This window comes from Marinobacter psychrophilus (assembly GCF_001043175.1).
Classification (GTDB): Bacteria; Pseudomonadota; Gammaproteobacteria; order Pseudomonadales; family Oleiphilaceae; genus Marinobacter; species Marinobacter psychrophilus.
In genome coordinates, this window is sequence record NZ_CP011494.1 from 2,120,218 (window position 1) to 2,141,618 (window position 21,401).

21 protein-coding genes and 1 pseudogene are annotated in these 21,401 nt (G+C 53.6%); 10 read left to right on the top strand and 12 right to left on the bottom strand.

Features of this window, described 5'->3' with window-relative positions; translation table 11 throughout:
• Positions 1-5: 5 nt before the first annotated feature.
• Positions 6-1,208 carry a CaiB/BaiF CoA transferase family protein gene (locus tag ABA45_RS09505; protein ID WP_048385636.1) on the bottom strand — a complete coding sequence of 401 codons (1,203 nt, stop codon included), beginning with the start codon at positions 1,206-1,208 and terminating at the stop codon, positions 6-8.
• A gap of 221 nt (positions 1,209-1,429) precedes the next feature.
• Between ABA45_RS09505 and ABA45_RS09510 the strand changes: the two genes are divergently transcribed.
• The 8 genes from ABA45_RS09510 (at position 1,430) to ABA45_RS09545 (ending at position 9,325) form a co-directional block, all read left to right on the top strand.
• On the top strand, positions 1,430-1,660 hold the full coding sequence (locus ABA45_RS09510; protein ID WP_048385638.1) for a hypothetical protein: 231 nt from the start codon (positions 1,430-1,432) through the stop codon (positions 1,658-1,660).
• Between the two features lie 504 nt (positions 1,661-2,164).
• Entirely contained in the window at positions 2,165-3,322 is a 1,158-nt protein-coding gene (locus ABA45_RS09515; protein ID WP_048385640.1) for a substrate-binding protein, read from the top strand.
• Between the two features lie 87 nt (positions 3,323-3,409).
• Positions 3,410-4,246, top strand: coding sequence for a branched-chain amino acid ABC transporter permease (locus ABA45_RS09520; RefSeq protein ID WP_048385641.1), 837 nt, complete (start codon positions 3,410-3,412; stop codon positions 4,244-4,246).
• Positions 4,239-6,068: a branched-chain amino acid ABC transporter ATP-binding protein/permease gene (locus ABA45_RS09525; protein ID WP_084708316.1), complete on the top strand. Its 1,830-nt coding sequence runs from the start codon at positions 4,239-4,241 to the stop codon at positions 6,066-6,068. The genes ABA45_RS09520 and ABA45_RS09525 overlap by 8 nt, the downstream gene beginning before the upstream one ends.
• Positions 6,065-6,799, top strand: a complete 735-nt coding sequence (locus ABA45_RS09530) for an ABC transporter ATP-binding protein (RefSeq protein ID WP_014871316.1) — start codon at positions 6,065-6,067, stop codon at positions 6,797-6,799. The genes ABA45_RS09525 and ABA45_RS09530 overlap by 4 nt, the downstream gene beginning before the upstream one ends.
• Before the next feature lie 30 nt (positions 6,800-6,829).
• Positions 6,830-7,015, top strand: coding sequence for a hypothetical protein (locus tag ABA45_RS09535; RefSeq protein ID WP_014871317.1), 186 nt, complete (start codon positions 6,830-6,832; stop codon positions 7,013-7,015).
• Positions 7,012-8,412, top strand: coding sequence for an amidase (locus ABA45_RS09540; protein WP_048385643.1), 1,401 nt, complete (start codon positions 7,012-7,014; stop codon positions 8,410-8,412). The genes ABA45_RS09535 and ABA45_RS09540 overlap by 4 nt, the downstream gene beginning before the upstream one ends.
• Positions 8,387-9,325: a nitrilase family protein gene (locus ABA45_RS09545; protein ID WP_084708405.1), complete on the top strand. Its 939-nt coding sequence runs from the start codon at positions 8,387-8,389 to the stop codon at positions 9,323-9,325. The genes ABA45_RS09540 and ABA45_RS09545 overlap by 26 nt, the downstream gene beginning before the upstream one ends.
• A gap of 80 nt (positions 9,326-9,405) precedes the next feature.
• Here the strand turns inward: ABA45_RS09545 and ABA45_RS19365 are convergent, their stop codons facing one another.
• Together ABA45_RS19365 and ABA45_RS09550 are read right to left on the bottom strand one after the other, a co-directional pair.
• Complete coding sequence (locus ABA45_RS19365) at positions 9,406-9,693, bottom strand: DMT family transporter (RefSeq protein ID WP_227506215.1); 288 nt, start codon at positions 9,691-9,693, stop codon at positions 9,406-9,408.
• Positions 9,591-10,340: a DMT family transporter gene (locus ABA45_RS09550; protein WP_227506000.1), complete on the bottom strand. Its 750-nt coding sequence runs from the start codon at positions 10,338-10,340 to the stop codon at positions 9,591-9,593. The genes ABA45_RS19365 and ABA45_RS09550 overlap by 103 nt, the downstream gene beginning before the upstream one ends.
• Before the next feature lie 195 nt (positions 10,341-10,535).
• Between ABA45_RS09550 and ABA45_RS09555 the strand changes: the two are divergent.
• Positions 10,536-11,429: pseudogene (locus ABA45_RS09555) on the top strand (LysR family transcriptional regulator).
• Positions 11,430-11,441: 12 nt separating this feature from the next.
• Here the strand turns inward: ABA45_RS09555 and ABA45_RS09560 are convergent.
• From ABA45_RS09560 to rutR, 9 genes are all read right to left on the bottom strand, one after another.
• Positions 11,442-12,335 carry a LysR family transcriptional regulator gene (locus ABA45_RS09560; RefSeq protein WP_048385645.1) on the bottom strand — a complete coding sequence of 298 codons (894 nt, stop codon included), beginning with the start codon at positions 12,333-12,335 and terminating at the stop codon, positions 11,442-11,444.
• Positions 12,336-12,790: 455 nt separating this feature from the next.
• Positions 12,791-12,925 (bottom strand): SDR family NAD(P)-dependent oxidoreductase, encoded by a 135-nt coding sequence (locus ABA45_RS18905; protein WP_157035538.1) that lies wholly within the window; start codon positions 12,923-12,925, stop codon positions 12,791-12,793.
• Positions 12,926-12,966: 41 nt separating this feature from the next.
• Complete coding sequence (locus ABA45_RS09565; protein ID WP_048385647.1) at positions 12,967-13,896, bottom strand: ABC transporter permease; 930 nt, start codon at positions 13,894-13,896, stop codon at positions 12,967-12,969.
• Positions 13,896-14,990 (bottom strand): ABC transporter permease, encoded by a 1,095-nt coding sequence (locus tag ABA45_RS09570; protein WP_048385649.1) that lies wholly within the window; start codon positions 14,988-14,990, stop codon positions 13,896-13,898. The genes ABA45_RS09565 and ABA45_RS09570 overlap by 1 nt, the downstream gene beginning before the upstream one ends.
• Positions 14,983-16,503, bottom strand: coding sequence for an ABC transporter ATP-binding protein (locus ABA45_RS09575; RefSeq protein WP_048385651.1), 1,521 nt, complete (start codon positions 16,501-16,503; stop codon positions 14,983-14,985). Before ABA45_RS09575 ends, ABA45_RS09570 begins: the two co-directional genes overlap by 8 nt.
• Complete coding sequence (locus ABA45_RS09580; protein WP_048385652.1) at positions 16,500-17,591, bottom strand: BMP family ABC transporter substrate-binding protein; 1,092 nt, start codon at positions 17,589-17,591, stop codon at positions 16,500-16,502. Before ABA45_RS09580 ends, ABA45_RS09575 begins: the two co-directional genes overlap by 4 nt.
• Before the next feature lie 42 nt (positions 17,592-17,633).
• A complete protein-coding gene (locus ABA45_RS09585; RefSeq protein ID WP_048385655.1) occupies positions 17,634-18,020 on the bottom strand; it encodes a VOC family protein in 387 nt (128 codons plus the stop codon).
• Between the two features lies 1 nt (position 18,021).
• Positions 18,022-19,029, bottom strand: coding sequence for an isopenicillin N synthase family dioxygenase (locus ABA45_RS09590; RefSeq protein WP_048385657.1), 1,008 nt, complete (start codon positions 19,027-19,029; stop codon positions 18,022-18,024).
• Positions 19,030-19,295: 266 nt separating this feature from the next.
• Positions 19,296-19,958, bottom strand: coding sequence for an HTH-type transcriptional regulator RutR (gene rutR / locus ABA45_RS09595; protein ID WP_264753015.1), 663 nt, complete (start codon positions 19,956-19,958; stop codon positions 19,296-19,298).
• Positions 19,959-20,274: 316 nt separating this feature from the next.
• Between rutR and rutA the strand changes: the two genes are divergently transcribed.
• Entirely contained in the window at positions 20,275-21,366 is a 1,092-nt protein-coding gene (rutA, locus tag ABA45_RS09600) for a pyrimidine utilization protein A (protein ID WP_048385659.1), read from the top strand.
• Positions 21,367-21,401 lie beyond the last annotated feature (35 nt).

The following is a 21,401-nucleotide window of genomic DNA, read 5'->3' on the forward strand; positions in this document are numbered from 1 at the left end:
GGCACTTACTCTGGTAGGCCTGGCAGGCCTGCCACGCCTGAATCGATCAGGGTCTGTATGTCATCCGCGGAATAGCCGCAGGCTGCCAGCAAAGCCGCAGTGTCCTGACCGAGAGCCGGGGCACCTTGCAAAGGTTGCGTTGGCGAGGCTGAAAAACGTGCCGGGGCGCGGGTCTGGCGAATAGAGCCAGCCTGCGGGTGGTTGTACTCCACCAGTAAATCATTGGCCTGAACCTGTGGATGATTCAGCACCTCCGTGCGGGTCAGTACCGGCGCGCAGGGCACTGACTCTTCCGCCAGTCGCGCCAGCCAGTGCTCTGCCGAGTCTGTTTTGATCACGGACTGGATCAGATCGAGCCGAGCATCGATGTTTTTCTGCCGCAGCTCTGCCGTCAAGAACCTCGGGTCCTCGGCCCATTCCGGCCGATTCACAGCGCGGATCAGAGCCTGCCACTCGCGATCATTCTGCACCGCGATGGTGACATAACCGGTAGTCGTCTGGTAGATCAGATCCTGAAAACTGGCAGCGGCCTGCTGAGGCAATGCACCTTGCACAAACGTCTGGCTGCCCATATCGGAACTCCACAGAAACGCGATGATGGCGTCCAGCATGGACAGCCGGACATGTTGACCCTCACCGCTGCGCTCGCGGGCAAACAGGGCCGCGGTGATGGCTTGGGCAGCAACAACACCGGTGAGTTTGTCAGGCAGAATGGTTCTGACCAGTTGCGGACGCCGTTCGTCAGTGCCGGCCTGCACCGTGGCCAGACCCGACAGGGCCTGGATCAGCGGATCGTAAACCGGCCGTTGGGCGAAGGGACCGGTGTCACCAAAGCCACTGATGGACACCATAATCAGGTTCGGGGCCACCTTGCGCAATTCGTCCTCGCCCAGGCCCATCCTGTCGATTACGCCAGGACGAAAATTCTGCACGAACACATCAGCGGTAGCCACCAGCTTTAACAGCGCTTCGCGACCCGCCGGCTCTTTCAGATTGAGCGCCACCGACTTTTTATTGCGGTTATTATTGAGAAAAGACGCTGACACATTGCCCTGCCGGTTGGCGGCAGACCGGGTGAAATCGCCGCCGGACGGATTCTCGACCTTGATCACCTCAGCGCCCTGGTCTGCCAGCATCATGGTAGCCAAAGGGCCAGATACCATGGCGGTCAGGTCAACAATTCGGATGCCGTTGAGTGGGCCAGTCATGTAGGTGCTCCTGTTATTTAGATGCTTCTGTCATCTCCACTGACCCGATGGTACTCGTCGCTGATGATCAATGAGTATTCATATCTGAAGTGATCCAGATTAGCCGATACCCTTTAACCCAATCGCGACCGTATATCGAGAAAGATGAAACGCTTGCTACACACGAGTTTAAACCGCTAATGCTTAGCGATAGCCACCGAAACGCTAGAAGGGAAGAAAAATTGTCGTCACAACGTCGTAATTGGAATGTCTGGTTAACCCTGCTGTTCGGCGCTTTAGGGCTTATTCACGTATTCAGTATGTCCGCAAGCGCCGTAGCAGAATTGCCCCACATACTGGCGGCATTAACCGTTCTGATCCCGCTGACGATGTTCGGCATTGTGTTGCGAAGCCCCTGGCCAGCGGCACTGGCGCTTATTCTCCTCGGTGTTATAAACATAACGCTAACCTGAAGGTTGTTCAGCCCATCAAAGATTGATATCAGGCCAGTGACGGATTATTGCTGCGCCGTGGAAAGACCAACTTGGTCGAAAATATCCTCCTGATCTTCCTCAATATTCTTAGAAAATTCAACATTTTCATAGCGCTATATCTCTTTCTTGCGGGAGCGCTTAAATAGGTTAGACGCGTCATCCGTCGTTTTCGCCCTGACATCTAACCGACGAGGCAAGTTACCCTCGCAGCTATTTTCTGCTCGTTTTTTAAACATAACGTTGAGTCCGTTTAACTGGCATCCGGTTTTATTTTGGTGCGAGTTGGTGCGAGCACGCTCTACGCTGGGTCACTTCTTTTTCCTCCTGCCTTCACTATATTTTCTAAATTTATGTATTTTATGTTTTTTTTTGTAACTGGCTTAATTAATGCTCAGATCCGGATGCACCAAATTATCAGTTGTCTTCCTGAACTAAATTGAGAACACATTTTTTGCCCCCCTCAAAAAATCTGGAGAAACAACCATGAGTATTGCGAAAAAAATTGTCACATTAGCAGGCGTAGTTTGTTTAACAGTCACAACATGGGCCGTTGCTTCTGACCCGATCGTCATTGGTGTACCTACTGGCTTAAGTGGAGCTAATAGCACTGTGGCGCCTGCCGTGGTGCAATCCTCTGAAATGGCTGTGGCAGAGATAAATGAAAGCGGCGGTATTCTAGGCCGACAAGTCAAGTTAGAAATTGCAGACGATGGCAGCGGTGCATCTGGTGCTCAGCGTGCTTTCGACGACTTGATCATCAATCGAAATGCCGACGTTATCATTTCCATGGAAACCAGTGCCGCTCGTAACGCCGGAATACCGATCGTCGAACGTAATCAAGTTCCTTACATCTATACCTCGCTTTATGAAGGGCGCTCCTGCAGCCCTTATCTTTTCGCGAATGGCGCAGTGCCAGAGCAGATGGTCGGCCCTATTGTTGACTACTTCATCGATGAGAAAGCCTCCAAACGCTTCTTTCTTGTAGGCAGTGACTACGCCTTCGGCCGAGGAATGCTCGAGTTCACTCGGAACTATATCGAGGAACGAGGTGGAGAAGTCGTAGCAGAAGAGTACCAACCAATGAATGCGACAGACTGGACGTCGATCATTAGCCAAATGCGGCGTGAAAAACCCGATGCGGTCATTATGTCAACCGCCGGCGGTGCACCCAACGTGACGTTGCAGCGCCAATACAAGGCTGCTGGCATGCAAGCATTGGTTGGCAATTTAAGCGTAGACGAACTGACAGCACAGAGCATGGGCGCAGACGCTGAGGGAATCTACATTTCCGCATCCTATCTCACTGCTATTAAAAGCGACGTAAACAGCAGATTTCTAGAGCGCATGGAAACCTACTTTGGAAGCAAACTTCTTACCCCAAATGACCTGTCTGTTCCTCAGTACGATGCCATCTACCTTTACAAAGCGGCCGTTGAAATGGCTGGCACCACGGATGCCGATGCGGTCATCGAAGCGTTGGCGAAGGTCTCATTCGACGGCCCCAGAGGAACTGTACAGATGAGCGCTCAGCGTCATGCGCCCCTCACGATGCACCTTGGACGTGTTCAGGGTAACGGTAGTGTGGAAGTGGTGCAGATATTTAAAAACGTAGATCCCGGTGAGCAATGCCCAACGACCTGATCCCGCTTTAGTTCTCATATTCGTCACACCAGACCACCGTGGAAGATCAGGTCATGGTGTGACGGATAACAGCGAGAGACAACCAACATGCTTTATTTATTTCTTGACATCATTACGACTGCAGCAATCCTCTTTATTGTTGCCTCTGGTCTGCTGATCATCTTCGGAGTAATGAAGATCATTAATTTTGCCCATGGTGTTTTCCTTACCATCGGTGGTTATGCCTCATTGGTGGTGACCCATTTTGACTGGAACCCTTGGTTCAGTATGCCACTGGCCTTTGTCGCAGGTTGCCTCTTCGGTGCAATCATAGAGCGCACGGTGCTGCGCTTTCTTTATCATCGCCCGCTGGATGCAATCCTGGCGACTTGGGGTTTAGGCATCGTATTAGGGCAATTAATCATTATCGGTTTCGGCCGTGAGGTACAGTTTGCGGCCGGGCCGGTGTCAGGCGCAATGGAGCTATTCGGCGATTTCTATTCGAAATACCGGCTGTTACTTATTATCTTTTCAATGCTGGTAGCAGGAGCAATGTGGTTGCTGCTGAAGGGAACCCGAATTGGTTTGCAGACCCGTGCCGTCATCATGAACGAGCCTTTGGCCCGCGGTTTGGGCATTAACAGTTCGCGTGTACGGTTGATCACCTTTTCCTTCGGTGCTGGCCTCGCGTGTCTAGCCGGGGCTTTCATAACGCCACTGTCCAGTGTGGATCCCAACATGGGACTACCGTGGCTGGTTAGCGCGTTTATGCTGGTTTTGGTGTCTGGTAACTCATTCCTGGCCCTCGCCTCTGCTTGTATAGTACTCGGCGGTGCTCAGGTGCTGGCAAGCACCTACATTAGCCCGGTCATAGGTGGTTTAACGCTCGCCGTACTGGCCGCCCTTCTGTTGCGTATTCGTCCAAAGGGGTTTGCATATGACTAGGCTTGTCACTGGTGCCGACGCAAATCGCACTTATCTTGGCCTGCCGCTTCATGTTCGTTTCAAAGCGGTGAGCATCCTGACAGGTCTGGCCTTGCTGGTGGTGCTCGTCGGGCCTTTTGTTCTGGACCCCTACACCCAAAGCGTTCTTGTAAGAGCGTTCCTGCTTGCAATTACCGCCTTAACTGTCGACCTGCTGTGGGGCACCACAGGGATCCTGACTTTCGCCCAAGGTGCTTTTTTTGGCATCGGCGCCTATGCCGCCGGGCTCATGTTCACTCATGTTGGCTATACGGTGGGTACAATGATGCTTGCCTTGTTGGCGGCAATAGCTGTGTCCATGCTCGTTGCCGCCTTTGTTGGCTGGCTCGCCTTTTGGCAAGGTGCAACACCGCTGTATGTGGCGGTGGTTACGCTGGTCTTGCCGATCGTTGTGGTACAACTAATCTACTCTGGTGGCACTTTCACGGGTTCCAGCAGCGGGCTGGTGGGTTTCGATGCGCCAACTTTGTCTATGACCGGCTGGTTCTGGTTTACCGGTACCCTGATGGTTTTGTTAACAGCATGTGCTTGGGTTTTCATCCGTAGCGATTATGGCCGCAAACTTAATGCGGTGCGCGACAACGAAACACGTAGCCGTTATCTTGGAATCCCGACAAGCAACGTGAAGATCATTCTGATGATGTTCATGGCCGCGCTGGCTTCGTTGGCAGGTTTCATTTACGCCTGTGTAGGCACCATCGTTGCACCAGAACATGCTGATTTTGTCTTTGGTACGGAACTGGTTATCTACGTTGCCCTAGGCGGACGAGGCACTGTTCTGGGGCCGGTCATTGGCACTATCGGGTTAGAGTGGGCCAGTGCCTATGTCAGTAGCATCCTTCCGTTTGTCTGGACCATCATCATCGGTGCCATCTTCGTCGTGGTGATTGTAGTACTGCCAGAAGGATTGCTTCCTCCTATCTGGCGAACCCTTGCGCGAAGGCTCCCTGCCCGTTTTGTAAATACTGCTAAAAGTACACGGGCAACTGTTTTTCACCCTCTCGTTGAGATCGGTGCTAAATCATCAACAACCTCCCTGACTCAGCCCGCCCTCAGCCTGACCGGTGTCACCAAGCGCTACGGGCATCTGCAGGTGCTGGATGGTATCGACATTCAAATAATGCCAGGAGAACTGGTGGGTATTGTCGGCCCCAACGGGGCTGGAAAAACCACACTCATGCGCTGTATAAGCGATGGAATGGAGCGCAGCAGCGGTACAATTAAAGTGAATGGCAAAAGCATCGACCACAAATCACCTGAGGGCATTACCGCATTAGGGCTTGGACGAAGCTTCCAGAACACCAGCTTGTTCGGAAGCCTTCGCGTGTCTGAGTGCCTCCGCCTTGCGCGCTACCGCCATAATAAACCATCAAAAATCGACACGGCAGACCGAGTCGGACTTCCCCTCGCCGCTATGGAAGTTCTGGAGAGCACAGGATTGCAAACGCAGCTGCAGGAGCAGGTTAACAATCTGCCCCATGGCATGAAGCGAGCATTAGAGCTAATCATGGTGCTTTCCTTAGAACCAAACGTGCTACTACTTGATGAGCCTACAGCAGGACTGACCAAGGCAGACAGGCTCATGATTGGCCGAATTCTGACGGATTTACAGAACCGCCTTGGCCTTGCCATCGTGCTGATAGAGCACGATTTTGATTTCGTCAAACAGGTCTGCTCCCGACTGGTGGTTCTTCACCGCGGAGAACTGATCCTAGACGGTCCGGTACAGGAAGTAGTCAACTCCGATCTAGTGCAAGAAATTTACTCGGGGCATGTCGAATGAGCGCAAATATTAAAAAACCCACCGTCGGCACCGTCTTGGAATGCCACCATCTGAGCAGTGGCTACGATGATGCGGTTGTCATCGAAGACATTAATATTCAGATAAGCGCGGGGCAGATCTTTGCCATCCTCGGTAAGAATGGCATGGGCAAGTCCACCCTGCTGAAGACCATCATGGGCTTTCTCAAACCCACCCACGGCGAAATCACCTTCGCAGACGAGCCCATAGGTGGCGTCGAGCCCCAAAAACTCGCCCGACGCGGCATCGCATATATCCCTCAGGAAGCCGCCATTTTTCAGGACCTGACGGTAGAGGAAAACCTGCGTTTGGGCCTATCAAATGACCGCCTGCTACCGAGCGGTATGGAGAAGATAGCAGCCTATTTCCCCATCCTTCCTAAGCGACGCAAACAGTTTGCGGGCACTTTGAGCGGAGGAGAGCAGAAGATGCTACTGATGGCTCGAGCACTGATGAGCAACCCAAAATTGATGCTCGTAGACGAAATAAGTGAGGGGTTGCAACCCACTATGGTGGAGAACATAACGAAAGTGCTCAGACAATTGGCGACAAACGACAACGTGGGCATCCTGCTGGTGGAGCAGAACGTGCGATTCGTGAGTCGCGTCGCCCACTCGGTGGCGCTATTGGAAATCGGGCGCATCGTGCGTGAAAAACAACTCGACGATGGCACGGATAACGAGCAAGGACTGGCAGAAATGATGCGCGTCTGAACCCTCATACATCAACAAGGAAAATCATTCGTGAAGACACTCCCTCACATTTTTGGAATCGCGCTTGATGACGAACGCTTGGCCCAGATAGTGGAAGCCTATCGACCAATCTTAGGCGAAATTGAAAAACTGCGGACGCTGGATCTCAAGGCAACGTACCCTGCAGTCCATTTCAACCCGTCAACCGCCTACGCCAAAGGGGAAACAAAACAATGAACAGCTCCCCGAACTTTTGGCCACTCCACCAGCAGGTGGCAGCGATCGCAAGGGGCGAGCTCTCTGCACGGGAACTTGTCCTGGGCTATACGGAGCGTCTTACCGCCTTCGACGGCACACTAGCAACTCATGTCGAGCTCAGCCCTACTGCTCTGGACGAAGCAGCGGCAATTGACGATGCAATTGCCAGAGGTAAAACCCTTGGCCCCTTGGCTGGAGCCTGTATTTCGGTCAAGGACAATTACCTGACCAGGAATATGCCCACAAGAGCCGGCACTGACGTGGATGAGCTCTGTTTTCCTGAAACGGATAGTCATGTAGTAAGCAAGCTGCGCGACGCCGGTGCCGTCATCCTTGGTAAAACACGAATGCACGAGTTTGCTTGGGGCAATATCACGCCGCCTACTCGTAACCCGTGGAACACCGACTGTGTGCCCGGCGGTTCCAGTGGCGGCTCAGCTGCGGCCGTAGCGGCCGCACTCTGCAGCTCGGCCATGGGTTCGGATACTGGTGGATCGGTGCGAATTCCCGCCACCCTATGCGGAATTGTCGGGCTCAAACCCACGTTCGGGCTGATTGGACGAACGGGTATCGTGCCGCATAGTTGGTCACTCGACCACGCCGGCCCGCTAACCCGATGCGTAACCGATTCAGCCATAATCCTTGAAGCCCTGGTAGGCCGGGATGTTAACGATCCCTCTTCCGTAAACTCCCCAGATGCCAAATACCAACCGCCGGCAGACCTCACAATTTCCGGCCAACGCGTGGGTGTAATTCGCAACCACTTCTCTGAGCGTCTGTCCACAGACGTGACCGCAAGCTTCGATAAGGCGCTTATCTGGCTAAAGCAAAAGGGTGTGGAGATCCACGAGTTCGATGTGCCTAACCTTGACTATGGCCTGGGCGCAATTTTTGCCATCGAGCTGGCTTCATCCTCCGCCTATCACGAACACGCGATACAGCGAGGCTTGACCCGTGGTTTCAATCCAGATGTGCGAGATTTGGTGGAAATGGGTCGACTGGTTTCAGCGGTGGATTATCTGCATGCGGAACAGTTGCGCACCGAGTTATGTAAAGATTTTGCGAAGATATTCGACACAGTGGATGTCGTAATCAGTCCTACCAGCCCGATCACTGCTTGGCGCGCCGGACAATGGGAACTTGAAATTGACGGTTCATTAGAAAGTGTACTCGCGGCATCATGGCGGTTTACCTATCCTTTCAATCTCACTGGTATGCCAGCCATTACTGTACCTGCAGGGCTTGATAGAAACGGCTTACCCATAGGGTTACAAATTGCAGGGCCGCCATTTTCTGAACGCAAGATCCTTACAGTTGCGGCCGCTTTTGAAGCAGAGCATTCCTATGCCGATGCGACACCTAACGGGTTTAACTAAGTACAAAAAAGCGGAGAAGACTGTGAGCTCAAACAACAAAGGACGTCAGGAAGCCCTCGTGCGGGTTGCCTGCATTCAGATGGAACCTAGGATAGGAGACGTCCAAGGCAATATTGAAAAAAGTATCGCAAAAATAGAAGAAGCAGCAGGTGTTCAGGGCGCCCGCTTGATTGTCCTTCCAGAACTGACGAATTCAGGGTATGTCTTTAAGTCGAGAGAAGAAGCCTTCGCATGTGCAGAAGTCGTGGGCAGTGGGCCAGCATCAATAGCATGGATGAAATTGTGCCGCGACTACAATTGCTGGATTGTTGCCGGTATGGCAGAGCGCGAAGGTGACCGACTGTTCAATGCAGCTGTATGCTTCGGACCGAATGGGCACGTAGGCACCTTTCGCAAGATACATCTGTGGAATCAGGAGAACTTGTTCTTTGAACCCGGCAACTTGGGATTCCCAGTCTGGCACACCCCTCTTGGGCGCCTGGCGTGTTGTATATGCTATGACCTCTGGTTCCCTGAGAGCTTGCGGATTGCGGCGCTTCAAGGTGCAGACATTGTATGCATTCCTACAAACTGGGTACCGATTCCCGGCCAGGACCCAAACCGGGAGACCATGGCTAACATCTTGTGCATGGCCGCAGCTCACAGCAACTCTGTATTTATTGCAGCTGCTGATCGAGTAGGTACCGAACGCGGTCAGCCGTTTATTGGCCAAAGCCTGATTGTAAGTTATACCGGATGGCCAATAGGCGGCCCTGCTAGCTTCGACCAGGAAGAGATCGTGTATGCAGATCTAAACCTTGCCGATGCCCGCCGCAAAAGGAATTGGAACGAGTACAACCAACCCCTTCGGGACCGTCGGCACGATGTTTATGACAAGATGCTAGGAAGTCAGAGTCCTCCTGGCTGGCACTAATTAAAAGGGGGTTACCCCAGGAGCAGCGCCTTTACGCCATACCCTCCGTTCTAACGCGAATTTTTCAGTATCAAATACACTTAGCCGCTGACGTGTTCGGACGGAGCCTGATCCTCCGCAACGCCGTGGGCTTTTTTTGTCTTAGGTAACGTTGCATAAAGAGACGCAATAACGATCAGTGACCCACCGAACCACCCCAGCGGTCCAATGTCTTCCCCCAACCACCACACAGCGAAGATAGCGCCAAATGCTGGCTCCGATCCCATCAACAATGAAACCTTAGAAGGGCTGAGTTTTCGGGTCCCGTAATTTTGTGCGAAAAAGGCAAATATCGTACAAAAACAACCAAATAAACAACTATTAGCCAGAAGTTGCTGGAACTCGGAAGTCGCATCAAAAAGTTGGGCTCAGTGGCCCAAAGTGCTACCAGAGCGCCTGCGGCGACAACGCCGGACTGGATTCCAGTCAAGCTTATGGTTGAGATATCCTTGTCGGTGGTCAGTTTCTTGGTGGTGGTGACCATAAAAGCGCGTAAGACCGCAGCGACCAGTATCAGGGCGTCGCCCAAGTTAAATGCCATGTCGTGGCTAATAGTTAAGAGCCCTACCCCCGTGAAGGAGGCCACCGCGAGCATGAAACTTTCCCGGCGCGGCTTCTGATTGAAGATCAGCCACTCGGTATAAGGCGTAAATAGCACACACAGGCTAATCAGGAGCGCGGCGTTAGCGGCACTGGTATGCAGTACACCGTAGGTCTCAAACACGAAGACGGCCAGCAATATGCAGCCGGTTGGTAGGCTAACGCGCCAATCGCGACCCTTGCCTGCTCTGTACTCCCTGATGAAGAATGGGAGCAAGCAGAAAAAAGTCAGCGAAAATCGAATCGCAACAAATCCCATAACGGAATAAAAAACCAGCGCTTCTTTTGAAAGGCCGTAACTGGTTCCCCAAAAGGCTGCAACCAGCAACAGAAGACACTCCGCGACGGGGAAAGCGTTCCCTGATTTAGCCTTCATCGCGAATACCTTTACCTTCCTGATCGCCTTTTACGCTACCCATCTCTTTCATCGTCTTTACCATCTCAATTAACAGACTTGTGGTTCAATCAGAGCAAGTATGTTATCCAAATGGCACGCGCGACATTAGCCCGTATTAATGCAAAGGAGTCTTTCGTTATGAGCATAAATCGAGCAATAGCACTGATGCAGGACATGGCCGTCTTTGTCGCCGTTGTTGAAGCGGGTTCGTTTACCTCTGCTGCCAAAAAGCTCGGCGCGACCACGTCCTCCGTGAGCCGGCAGGTTTCGCGTCTTGAAGACTGCCTTCACATCAAACTGCTGGAGCGGACCACTCGAAACCTTCGTCTTAACGCTGCAGGTGAACGAGTTTTCGCGCAATGCCGGATAACTCTAGACTCTGCACGTGATGTGCTGGACGTAGCGGATCAGATTTGTGGCGAGCCTCAAGGGCGGCTGAAAATCGGCGTACCCAAGGCTTATGGTTCCCAAGTGTTGAAAACCATTATTCCGTCTTTCCTGAACACGTATTCCAATGTCGAGATTCAGCTTCTGGTTACCGACAGAACAATGGATCCATTTTACGATGACGTGGATATACTGGTGACAATCACGGATAAACCGGTCGAGAGCTTAGTTGCCGTTTGTCTGGGCGAAGTACGCTAAGTGCTTTGCGCATCTGAAAGTTACATCGCAAAAAGAGGACATCCTACTCATCCGAGTGAACTGGCTGACCACGACTGCCTTTCCCTGGGCGAGTCGGCCTTCGACAACGTCTGGTCTTTTGCCAAAGGGTGCGAAACAGCAAGCGTCACGACCTCGAGTCGCTATATCGCCAACCACACCGAAATTCGCAAAGACGCGGTTTTAAACGGGTTCGGAGTAGGCCTGTTTCCCGACTTTTCGGTAACCGAAGAAATTGAAACGGGGGTTATGACTCAGATACTGGCGGATTGGTCGATCGTTGGGAAATACCAAGGGCAGGTAAATCTGCGGTACCCACAATCACGATATATCTCACCGTTGGTCAGAGCATTTGTCAATTTCGCCAAGGAAAGTTTAGGGGCCGGGGCAGTTCAGGTTTCGTAACAAAGAAACAGGCTAGCGTAAAAATGGCCCGGCCAAGCGTTGTTGCTGTGCTCGGACAGCTTCCGTCAGAAAGTCCATCAAGGCATGAATCCTCACTACGCCTCGCAGGCCTGGGTGCATCAGAAACCACAAGCCGTATTCCAGCTCGGGGATGGGATTTGTGAGCTGGATAATGTCCGGGTCTTCGTCCGCCAGATAACAGGGCAAGACGGCCAGCCCCATGCCAGAGCGAATAGCGCTGAGTATGCTGACCAGAGTATCAACACGGTAGACGCAGGCTGCCTTCAGCTCGTTATTGTCCATCCACTGATTCAAGGCTGAATCCTTTAGTCTTGGCCCCGCACCGATCCAAGGCTGGCTGACAAGCGTCTCGACGGAAGCGCCCGGTGTCAGACCAAAGCTTCGGTGTCTGTAGACGGCCTGGCCAATGGTGGTCAGCGGTCGGCCGATCAGGTTTTCAGGGGGACGGTTGGATGGGCGAATGGCGACGTCCGCTTCCCTGCGTGTCAGGTTGAACAACTCATTGGAGATGGCAACATCCAGCACGATGCTTGGATATTTACGCCGGAATTGCGTGAACATAGGCGCCAGCAATCCCATTAACAGGGAGCCCGTTGTGGTCGCCCAGATTTCTCCACTGGGCTCCAGGTCCCGACCGGCGACCTTACGTTCGGCGGCTAAGGCGGCCTCATCCATAATTCTGGCCGTGTCGGCGAGTTCTTCCCCCGCAAGAGTTGGCCGGTAACCGGTACGACTCCTCTCAAAGAGCGTAACGCCCAAGCGCTGTTCAATATCGCCCAACCGCCGGAAAATAGTCGCGTAACTTACACCCAGGGCGCGTGAGGCGCCAGATAGAGAGCCTGCGTTTACGATTGCAAGGATGATCTCAAAGTCATTCCATGCCAGAAGACTCCGTGTTTTCTAGGTAACGGTAGAGGACTGTTTGCTCAGCTTCCCTGTTTTTTTTGCAAAGTCTGTACTCACTTTTTTGGAATAGATTGCATTGTAAAACAACATTAGCACGTACCTGAACCCATGAGAAAACGATTGCTCCTGTTTTTAGGGGCGAGGTTATGGAGAGCAGAGACATGATAATTTCAGAAGAGGTACGGTATTTTCAGGGTGGCGACTCGTTTACTCGCCGGGAAGACGGTTAAGTGGCAGACAGAAGTGTCGACGACTCGCTTGAGGGAACTATCCCGCTCAGGTACCGGGATGGGATGGGAGGTATTGATCTTGAGCAGGTGAGGCGGGATCAGCTCCAGGCTCGGCGACAGGTCGTCCGGGCGATGATAAGACGCTTGGGAAAGCTGCTGCGCCGGCGTTGAGAAGTCGTAGGCGCGACTGCGCGCAGCCTCGTTCTAAGAACCGAGGATATCCAGTCGTTCTTGCCGGCGACCCCAGATGACCAGTAGCCAGTCCTGCGCGGCCAGCTGGCGCGCACTGGCCGCGCCGAAACCGGATGTCGCTCCGGTAATAATAGCGACACCTTGCATGCAAATATCCTGTTCTCAATTATCAAAGCGATAGCGCCGACTCAGCGACGCTCCTCGCGAATGAAGGGCTCACCCAGCGCGCCAGGCTGGCTATTGTTGTCACGGCTGACAATCGCCACCCAAATCATCACCCCCAGGGTGACGGCGTATGGAGTCATGAACACGAAGTACTGTGGTAGACGGATACCCGAAGCTGCCATCTGCGGAATCAGTGCTTCGATGCAGCCAAACAGTAAGGCACCGGCGAGTGCTTTCCAGGGTGCCCAGCGGGCAAAGATAACCAACGCCACAGCAATCCAGCCACGACCACCGATCATGTCGGCAACCCACATCTTGGTGCTCAACACTGATATATAGGCGCCGGCCAAGCCGATCAGCGCTGAGCCGGCAGCAATTGCTGCGCAGCGATAGGCCAGAACAGATATGCCGGCGGCATCCGCCGCTTGCGGGTTTTCACCTACGGCGCGCACGCGTAGGCCCAGCACGGTGCGATTCAATACCAGTACTGCCAGCAAAAAGATGACTGGAGTCAGATAAACCACCGGGTTCTGCACGAACAGCTTGCCCACCAGGGGGAGCTCAGACAGCGGCCACAGTGGCTGAGCCTGCAGCCCCTGAACAGGTTTGTTGGTCCAGTTCATCAAGGTGCCGAGCAATCCGGTCAGGCCCTGACAGAAGAACACCAGCGCCAGCCCCGAAATTACCTGATTGATACGCATCACCAGCACCATCAGCGCAAACAGCTGCGACACCACGGCGGCTGCGATCATGGCTATGATCAGGGCCCATACCGTCGAACCACCGGTCATAAGCGACGCACCGATACCCGACAACGCACCTACCAGCATCAAACCTTCCGCACCCAGCGCCAATACACCGGTGCGCTCGATGAGGATCAGCCCCAACGCCGCCAAAGCGAAGGGTACTGCGAAGTCGGGGATGTTGCCAACCCAGCTTATAAGCATGGTCATCAGCTCTGCCCTCCTTGAATACGGCGGATACGGTGATGAATAAAAAACTCCGAAGAAGCCACGCAGATCACCAGAATGGCCTGTATCAGTTGCACCATGGAGAAGGGAATTTGATAGAAGACCTGCAGACTTCGGCCCGCCACAAACAGCGTTGCCACCAGCAGTGCTACCACCGTGGCGGCAATTGGCTGGTTACGTGCCAAAAAGGCAATCAAGATGCCGGAGAAACCGTAACCTACGTAAAACGATTGAGTCAGACGCCCTTCCTGCCCCGCCGTCACCATGAAACCAGCCACACCAGCTAACGCACCGGACAGCAACACGGTGCCCAGAACTACCCGGTTCACCGGCACGCCGACTGCACGCGCTACGCCAAGGCCGTTATCGACAAAGCGCAGATACAAGCTGGCGCGCGACACACCGGTAAACCAGAGTACAAACAACGCCGTTAATAGTGCCAGCACTACCGCCAGACTTAGTCCGTCGAACACTTCGGGTAGGCGCTCGAAAGTGCGGTACTGGGGTGAATAAGGAAAGGAATCTCGTGGGTCCTTCCAGCTTCCGTAGACAAGATGCAGTAGAAAGTTCAGCGCTATGTAGTTGAGCATCAGGGTCGAAATGATTTCGTTGACCTTGAGATGTAGCTTCAGCAGTACTGGCGTCAGCGCCCAAAGCAGACCGCAGATCAGCGCACTGAGCATCATCAACGGTAGACGCAACGAAGGCGGTCCAATCTCGAACAACGAAATAGCCGTGGCGCCGATTGCGCCCCAGATCATCTGCCCTTCAAGGCCCAGATTCCAGAAGCGCGCGCGGAAGGCCAAGCACCCTGCCAGACCAACCATGATAAGAGGTGCCGCCTGGAACAGAACCGCTCGCAGGCTCTGGCTATCAAACAGAGTGAGAATCACAAACTCGTTGAGTAGCTCGCCCGCGGGTACGCCGGCGGTTACCAGAATCGCTGCCGAAATCAGCAGGCCGAACACCAAAGCCAGGGCAATGACGATTGCCTGCCAGTACCAGGACATTTGCTGACGCACTTCCAGCGTGTAACGTCGCACCAGCAAGGGTTGAAAGTTCGTCGCATCAAACATGGTTCACCATGGCTTGTCCTATCGCCTGGCGGTCTGCCGGTTGGGCAAATTCGCCGATAATGCGTCCAGCCGACATCACGCCAATGCGATCTGCCAGCGCCATTACTTCATCCAGGTCTTCACTGATCAGTAGCACCGCGGCACCTGCATCCCGCGCGCTGCGTAAGCGCTCGTGCACCGCCAACGTGGCGCGTACATCCAGCCCGCGACTGGGGCTGTGAACGATCACCAGTTGCGGCGGGCGATTGAACTCGCGGGCGATGACCAATTTCTGCGCGTTACCGCCAGAGAGCAGCGCAGCTTTTTGTCGCAGCGAGCGCACCCCCTGCACATCAAACTCGCTGACAGCCGCTGCCGTATCGGCTTCAATGCGGCCTCGGTTCAGGAACCAGAATGGTCCGTAGCGCCCGCTGTGAATTTCGCCCATAGCGAAGTTGTCACTGATCGACAACGGCGCAGCCAGGGCTGCGGAATAACGATCAGCGGGAATACTGGCGATGCCCAATTCACGGCGCCGCGCAGCAGTCAGCTCGCGCAGGTCCCCCTCGCCGATCAACTGCATCGCGCCAGAGACAGGTTCTGGTAGACCCATCAATGCGCCGGCCAGTTCGCTTTGACCATTACCGCCCACTCCAGCGATGCCATAGATTTCCCCTGCTCGCAGGCTCAGATTAACACCACGCAATACCGGGGATTGGGAGTCACTGGAGCGCAGATTGCTGACTTCCAGCTTAACCTCGCCGGCCGCGTGGCTTGCCGGAATTTGGGGTGGGGTCGGTGCGTCACCGACGGTCAGCTTGACCAGTTCGCCAACCGAAACCGATTGCGGTTTGAGGCTTGCTACCGTGCGGCCTGCGCGCATGACGGTGACCTGGTCGGCGTAGCGCATGACATCGTTCATCTTATGCGTCACGAGGATGACGGCAGCGTCTTCCTGATGAGCAAATTTCTGCACTGTGGTCAGCAGGTTTTCTGCTTCCGCATCCGTGAGCACTGCAGTAGGTTCGTCCAGAATCAGAATGCGGGCACCGGCCAGCAACACCTTGAGAATTTCAACGCGCTGCTGTTCGGCAACCGACAACTGGTCAATCCTTGCAAAAGGATCAATACTGAATCCCAGTTTGGCCGCCGTGGCCTTGATTTCCTCGGCGACTTGCTGCAAACGTTTGCGATAACTGCCGGCCTGCTGATTACGCTGGCCGAGCAATATGTTTTCAACAACGCTAAAAGGTCTAACCAGCTTGAAGTGTTGATGCACCATCCCAATTCCCTGGTTGGACGCATCCAGCGGCCCTTTTAAACGCACCAGATTGTCATCAATGAAAAGCAACCCGGTTTCCGGTGCGTACAGCCCTGCGGCAATATTCATCAATGACGATTTGCCTGCGCCATTCTCACCCAGCAAGGCATGCACTTCGCCCCAACGGGCCGTAAAAGATGCGCCAGAAAGAGCCTTGAAGCCGTCAAACGATTTGCTGACGGCGTCGAGTTGGATAGCGTTCCTATGACTCATTGCTGGTTAATCACTCCCGCTACGAACCAGTCCATCGACCACAAATCGCCATCAGACAGGGATTCACCGGCGGCCAATTTTTCATTACCGTCACGATCAAACAGAGGGCCCGCGTAGATGAGCTTCTCACCCTTGAGCAGTTCATCACGCTGAGCCATGATCTTCGCCTCGTTTTCTTCGCTCACAGCTTTGCCGCAGCAGGCAATATCAGTTCCGCCCTGCTCCATCGACAACAGTGCGCCATGTTTCGTTGGCTTCCAGTTGCCGGCCATGATTTTCTTCAGCTCGGGAGCAAGAAAACGATCCCATACCCAAACCGAAGAACAGACGGTGGCTTCAGGTGCAAACTCGCTCATATCGCGGTGATGACCAGTACCGTGGACACCGCGCTCTTGGGCAACAATCTGCGGAGTTGGACTGTCTACGTGCTGGCCGATGACATCCGCACCCTGATCAATCAGCGCGGTCGCAGCGGCGCGTTCCTTGACCGGGTCGTTCCAGGCACCGGTGTATATTACCGTCACGGTGGCATCAGAATTGATCTCTTGAGCGCCCATCGCAAAGGCATTGACGGTCCAGTTAACCTGACCGAAGGGGTTGGCAGCGACAAAACCGAGCTTGCCGGTCTTGGACGCCGCACCTGCGGCCATGCCACACAAGTACTGACTCTCGTAAGTGCGACCGTAAAAGGACACCAAATTGTCTGAATTGGTGGTACCAGAACCGTTCAGGAAGGCCACTTCAGGATATTTCTCGGCCAATTCCTTAAAAGTATCGGAGTAGCCGAAGGCTGTACCAATGATGATGTTGGAGCCACGCTGAATAAGCCGCTCAACCGTTGGGCGAATCGCTGAAGCGGTTTCCGGTACGCTTTCTACGTACTGAATTTTCAGATCAATATCTGTTTCCAGACGCTGGCGTGCTTCATCAAAAGCCTGGGTCCAGCCACCGTCATTGCGAGGGCTGATGTAGAGCATGGCAATTTTTGCCGGACCATTGAAGGTAAAGCTGGTTTCTTGCGCCGAAGCGGAGTTCATCAGGCCGCACGCGGCTAGGGCACACAGGGTGCCCGTGAGTAGACTCTTCATTGCCAAAATCCTTCTTGCAGTGGGTCGTGGGGGTAAAGTTTCTTAAAACATGTGATTAATCCGGAATACATTGCCTTCCGGGTCGAGCAGAACTGCCTGATACCAGTTGTAGTAGGTGGTATAGGGCGACTTGATCAGGCTGGCGCCGGCCTCGCAGGCGATTGGCACCAGGCGATCGACGTCTTCGGGGCTGTCGACATCGATGTTTAATAGAAATTTGCAACCGCGAGTGTCTGCATATTCCGACAAGTGCAGCAGGTCATAGGCATCAGGGGCATTGAAACCAATGCAACAGCCACCGGCATTCAACCCCCGAAAAATTGGAGAACGTATCGCCTCTACTTCCGGGAAGTCGAACACGCGCTGATAAAAACCGCTTAAAGCTTCGATGTTGCGGGCGAAAACATTTACATAGGAGAGTTTGCTCATGTCACGCCACCTTGCTGCCGCCAAAGGTAGTCTGGCGAACAAACTTGGATTGCAGGTGGTCACCGGATGTGACCGGTGCGTAGCGCGGTTCGCCGCCGGCTGGCAAACAGCTGGGCAAACACTCGACCATGACGTCGTAATTGGGCTGATGGAAGAACACCAGTGACTGACGTTGTTGATCACCGTCGGCATTCTCCGGCGGGTTAACCACCCGGTGTAGGGTCGAAATCCACTGGTCGTTGGTCCACTGCATCATCAGGTCGCCGATGTTGACCACAAAACCGTCTTCGACGTAAGGCACATCAACCCATATGCGTTCACGGTTGCAGACCTGCAAACCACCGAGCGCGCCGTCTGGCTTGACGATTGTCAGACTGCCGTAATCGGTGTGCGCACCAGCCCGCAGCTGGCCTTCTTCAATGCCTGCTTTCAAATGCGGATAACGTAAACTGCGGAACATGCTTATGTGGTTATCAATCTTGTCATCGAAGAACAACTCGGGCAGTTCCAACGCCAAGGCGAAAATCCGCATCAGGCTGCGAGCCAGATCACCCATAGCTTCAAAGTATTCAGCGTAGGCTGTATCGAATCCCGGCAGTGTGGTCGGCCATACATTTGGTGCAAAGTGCGGACCGGCCAGCTCTTCGGAATAATAAGGCTCAGCGGGCACATTCAACGGTCCGATTGAGAAGGATTCCTTCAGATCGCCCGGCGCAGCTTTCTCCATGGAGTACGACAGACTTTCTTCGGCCACCGCGCTGTAGCCGCGCACCATGTCCGGACGCGGCCTGTTCGCCTTGCGTTTTTCATCCAGCGGCAGATCAAAGAAATTGCCGGTCAATTTGCTGACTCGCTCAATCAGTTCTGCTGGAATCTGATGTTGAGTAATAACCAGAAAACCAATATCGCGGCATGCCTGATTAACTTCCTTGGCCACAGCGGCCTTGCCCTCGGCTGTTCTGCCGAAATAAGGGGCAAGATTGATGATCGGAACATATTGAAGCGTCATACGATTGCATCCTCCGACTAAAATTCGAGCGCGGGCTCAACCGGCTACCGATCTTAAGAAACGGCAGGCGATATAGATCGCCCACTGCTTCGAAACGAGGAAATCAAAAGCAGCAACTATGCCAATAAAAGTTTATTTACGAATAACAAGGAGTTGAGTATTTGCAAAGGCTTAGGTTTGATCAAGCGGTCTGAATTAGAGCACCTGGTTTGTGCAGTCAGCCCAAAAATAGGGCGATGTTGAAGCCACCTCAGTCGAACAGACTCTTAGGAGCGTGGGCAGATACCCTGTAGCACCAGCAACTTTAGGTTGGCAAGGGTTTCGGCAAAAAAAGCCGGATCATCCAGCGTGTGGCCAGACACCGCTTCTACCTGTACACGGAAGTCTGCGTAATGCTGGGTTGTCGCCCAGAGAGAAAAAATCAGGTGGTGAGGATCAATAGGTGCCAACTTACCGGCTGCTATCCAGGCGTTGATCACCGAGACCTTGGACTCGACGATCTCGCGCAGAGACGTGCGTAACTCTTCCCGCAGCAACGGCGCTCCCTGAATCATTTCAAGACAGAAAAGTCGTGACTCGGCAGGGTTGTCACGTGACAGCTCAAGCTTTACCTGCAAATAGTCGCCGATGGCATCCACTGGATCTTGCTCAACAGTGAACGTCTGAAGCGGCCGCAGCCAGACATCCATCAGTTGGCGCAGCACGTTTACATACAGCTCTTCCTTGGAGGTGAAGTAGTACAACAGATTGGTTTTGGATACATCGGCCTGGCTGGCTACTTGGTCGAGACTGGTGCCATGCACACCATAGCGAGAAAAAATATCCAGCGCGGCGACCATGATGGCGCTGCGTTTGGTTTCCATCAGGCGCTTGCGCCGATTCAATGTTTTCTCGCTCGGCACCCTACTGCGCGCCTTCGTCCTACTCACAGGAACGCCCTGCCGCTGTATCTGCTTGTTCACTCTGGTTTCAGCCTTATTGTTTGGTTGTGCGCATTCTAACCTCTTACACGGCCTACAGCTCAAGCTCTTGACTCATGCCCCAATTCGGACCGTGGCGCACAAACCAAGTGCTCTAATTCAGACTGTTTGGTCTAAACTAACTATCAGTAATTTGTCAAATTATTGATAAATAACATAAAAATTAACATGGCACATTTGATGCCTTTGTCTCAAGGCAGCCCAGGCGCAGAGCAACACGCTGTGAACCTTGGCATATCGAGTACCAGACCCAGAGGGCAAAGCAATGAATGTAGGCATCTTCATCCCCATCGGAAATAATGGCTGGCTGATCTCCAAAAACGCCCCACAGTATATGCCGACCTTTGACTTGAACAAGACCATAGTGCAGCGCGCAGAGCACTACGGTTTCGAGTTTGCTCTGTCAATGATCAAGCTGCGGGGCTTTGGTGGTGAGACCGAGTTTTGGGAGCACAACCTGGAATCCTTCACGCTGATGGCGGGCCTCGCTGCAGTCACCGATCGCATCCAATTGTTCGCTACGGCGGCCACATTGACCATCCCGCCGGCCATAGTGGCGCGCATGGCGTCCACCATCGACTCAATCTCGCATGGCCGGTTCGGCATCAATCTGGTCACTGGCTGGCAGAAACCCGAGTACTCACAGATGGGTCTGTGGCCCGGTGATGAGTTCTTTGCCAGTCGCTACGACTACCTCAGTGAATACGCTACCGTATTGCGTGATTTGTGGAGCAATGGCACCAGCGATTTTAAAGGCGACCACTTCCAGATGGAAGACTGCCGCGTCAGTCCAATACCGCAGGCTGACATGAAGATTATCTGTGCAGGGCAAAGCGAAGCCGGCATGGCATTTACCGCCAAGTATGCCGATTACAACTTCTGCTTCGGCAAGGGCGTCAACACACCCAAAGCTTTCGCGCCTACCGTCGAACGACTGGAAAAGGCCATGGTCGGCAGCGAACGCGACGTAACCTCGGTTGCGCTGTTCATGGTGATCGCAGACGAGACCGACGAAGCAGCCCGCGCTCGCTGGCAGTCGTACAAGGACGGTGTTGATGAAGAAGCCGTGGCATGGCTGGGTCAACAAGGCGCCGCAGATACCAAGTCGAAGGGTGATACCAATATTCGGCAGATGACCGACCCTACTTCTGCCGTCAACATCAACATGGGTACGCTGGTAGGTTCCTATGAGGCGGTCGCGAGTATGCTCGACGAAATTGCCGAGGTACCGTCAACCAGCGGCGTGATGCTGACCTTTGATGATTTTGTCCAAGGAATAGAGAACTTTGGCCAGAAGATTCAGCCGCTGATGAAGAGCCGCAAACACGTAACCGAGATGCTGGAGCAGGTCGGATGAACAGTCCGAGTATACCAGTTGTTGGTTATGCGCCG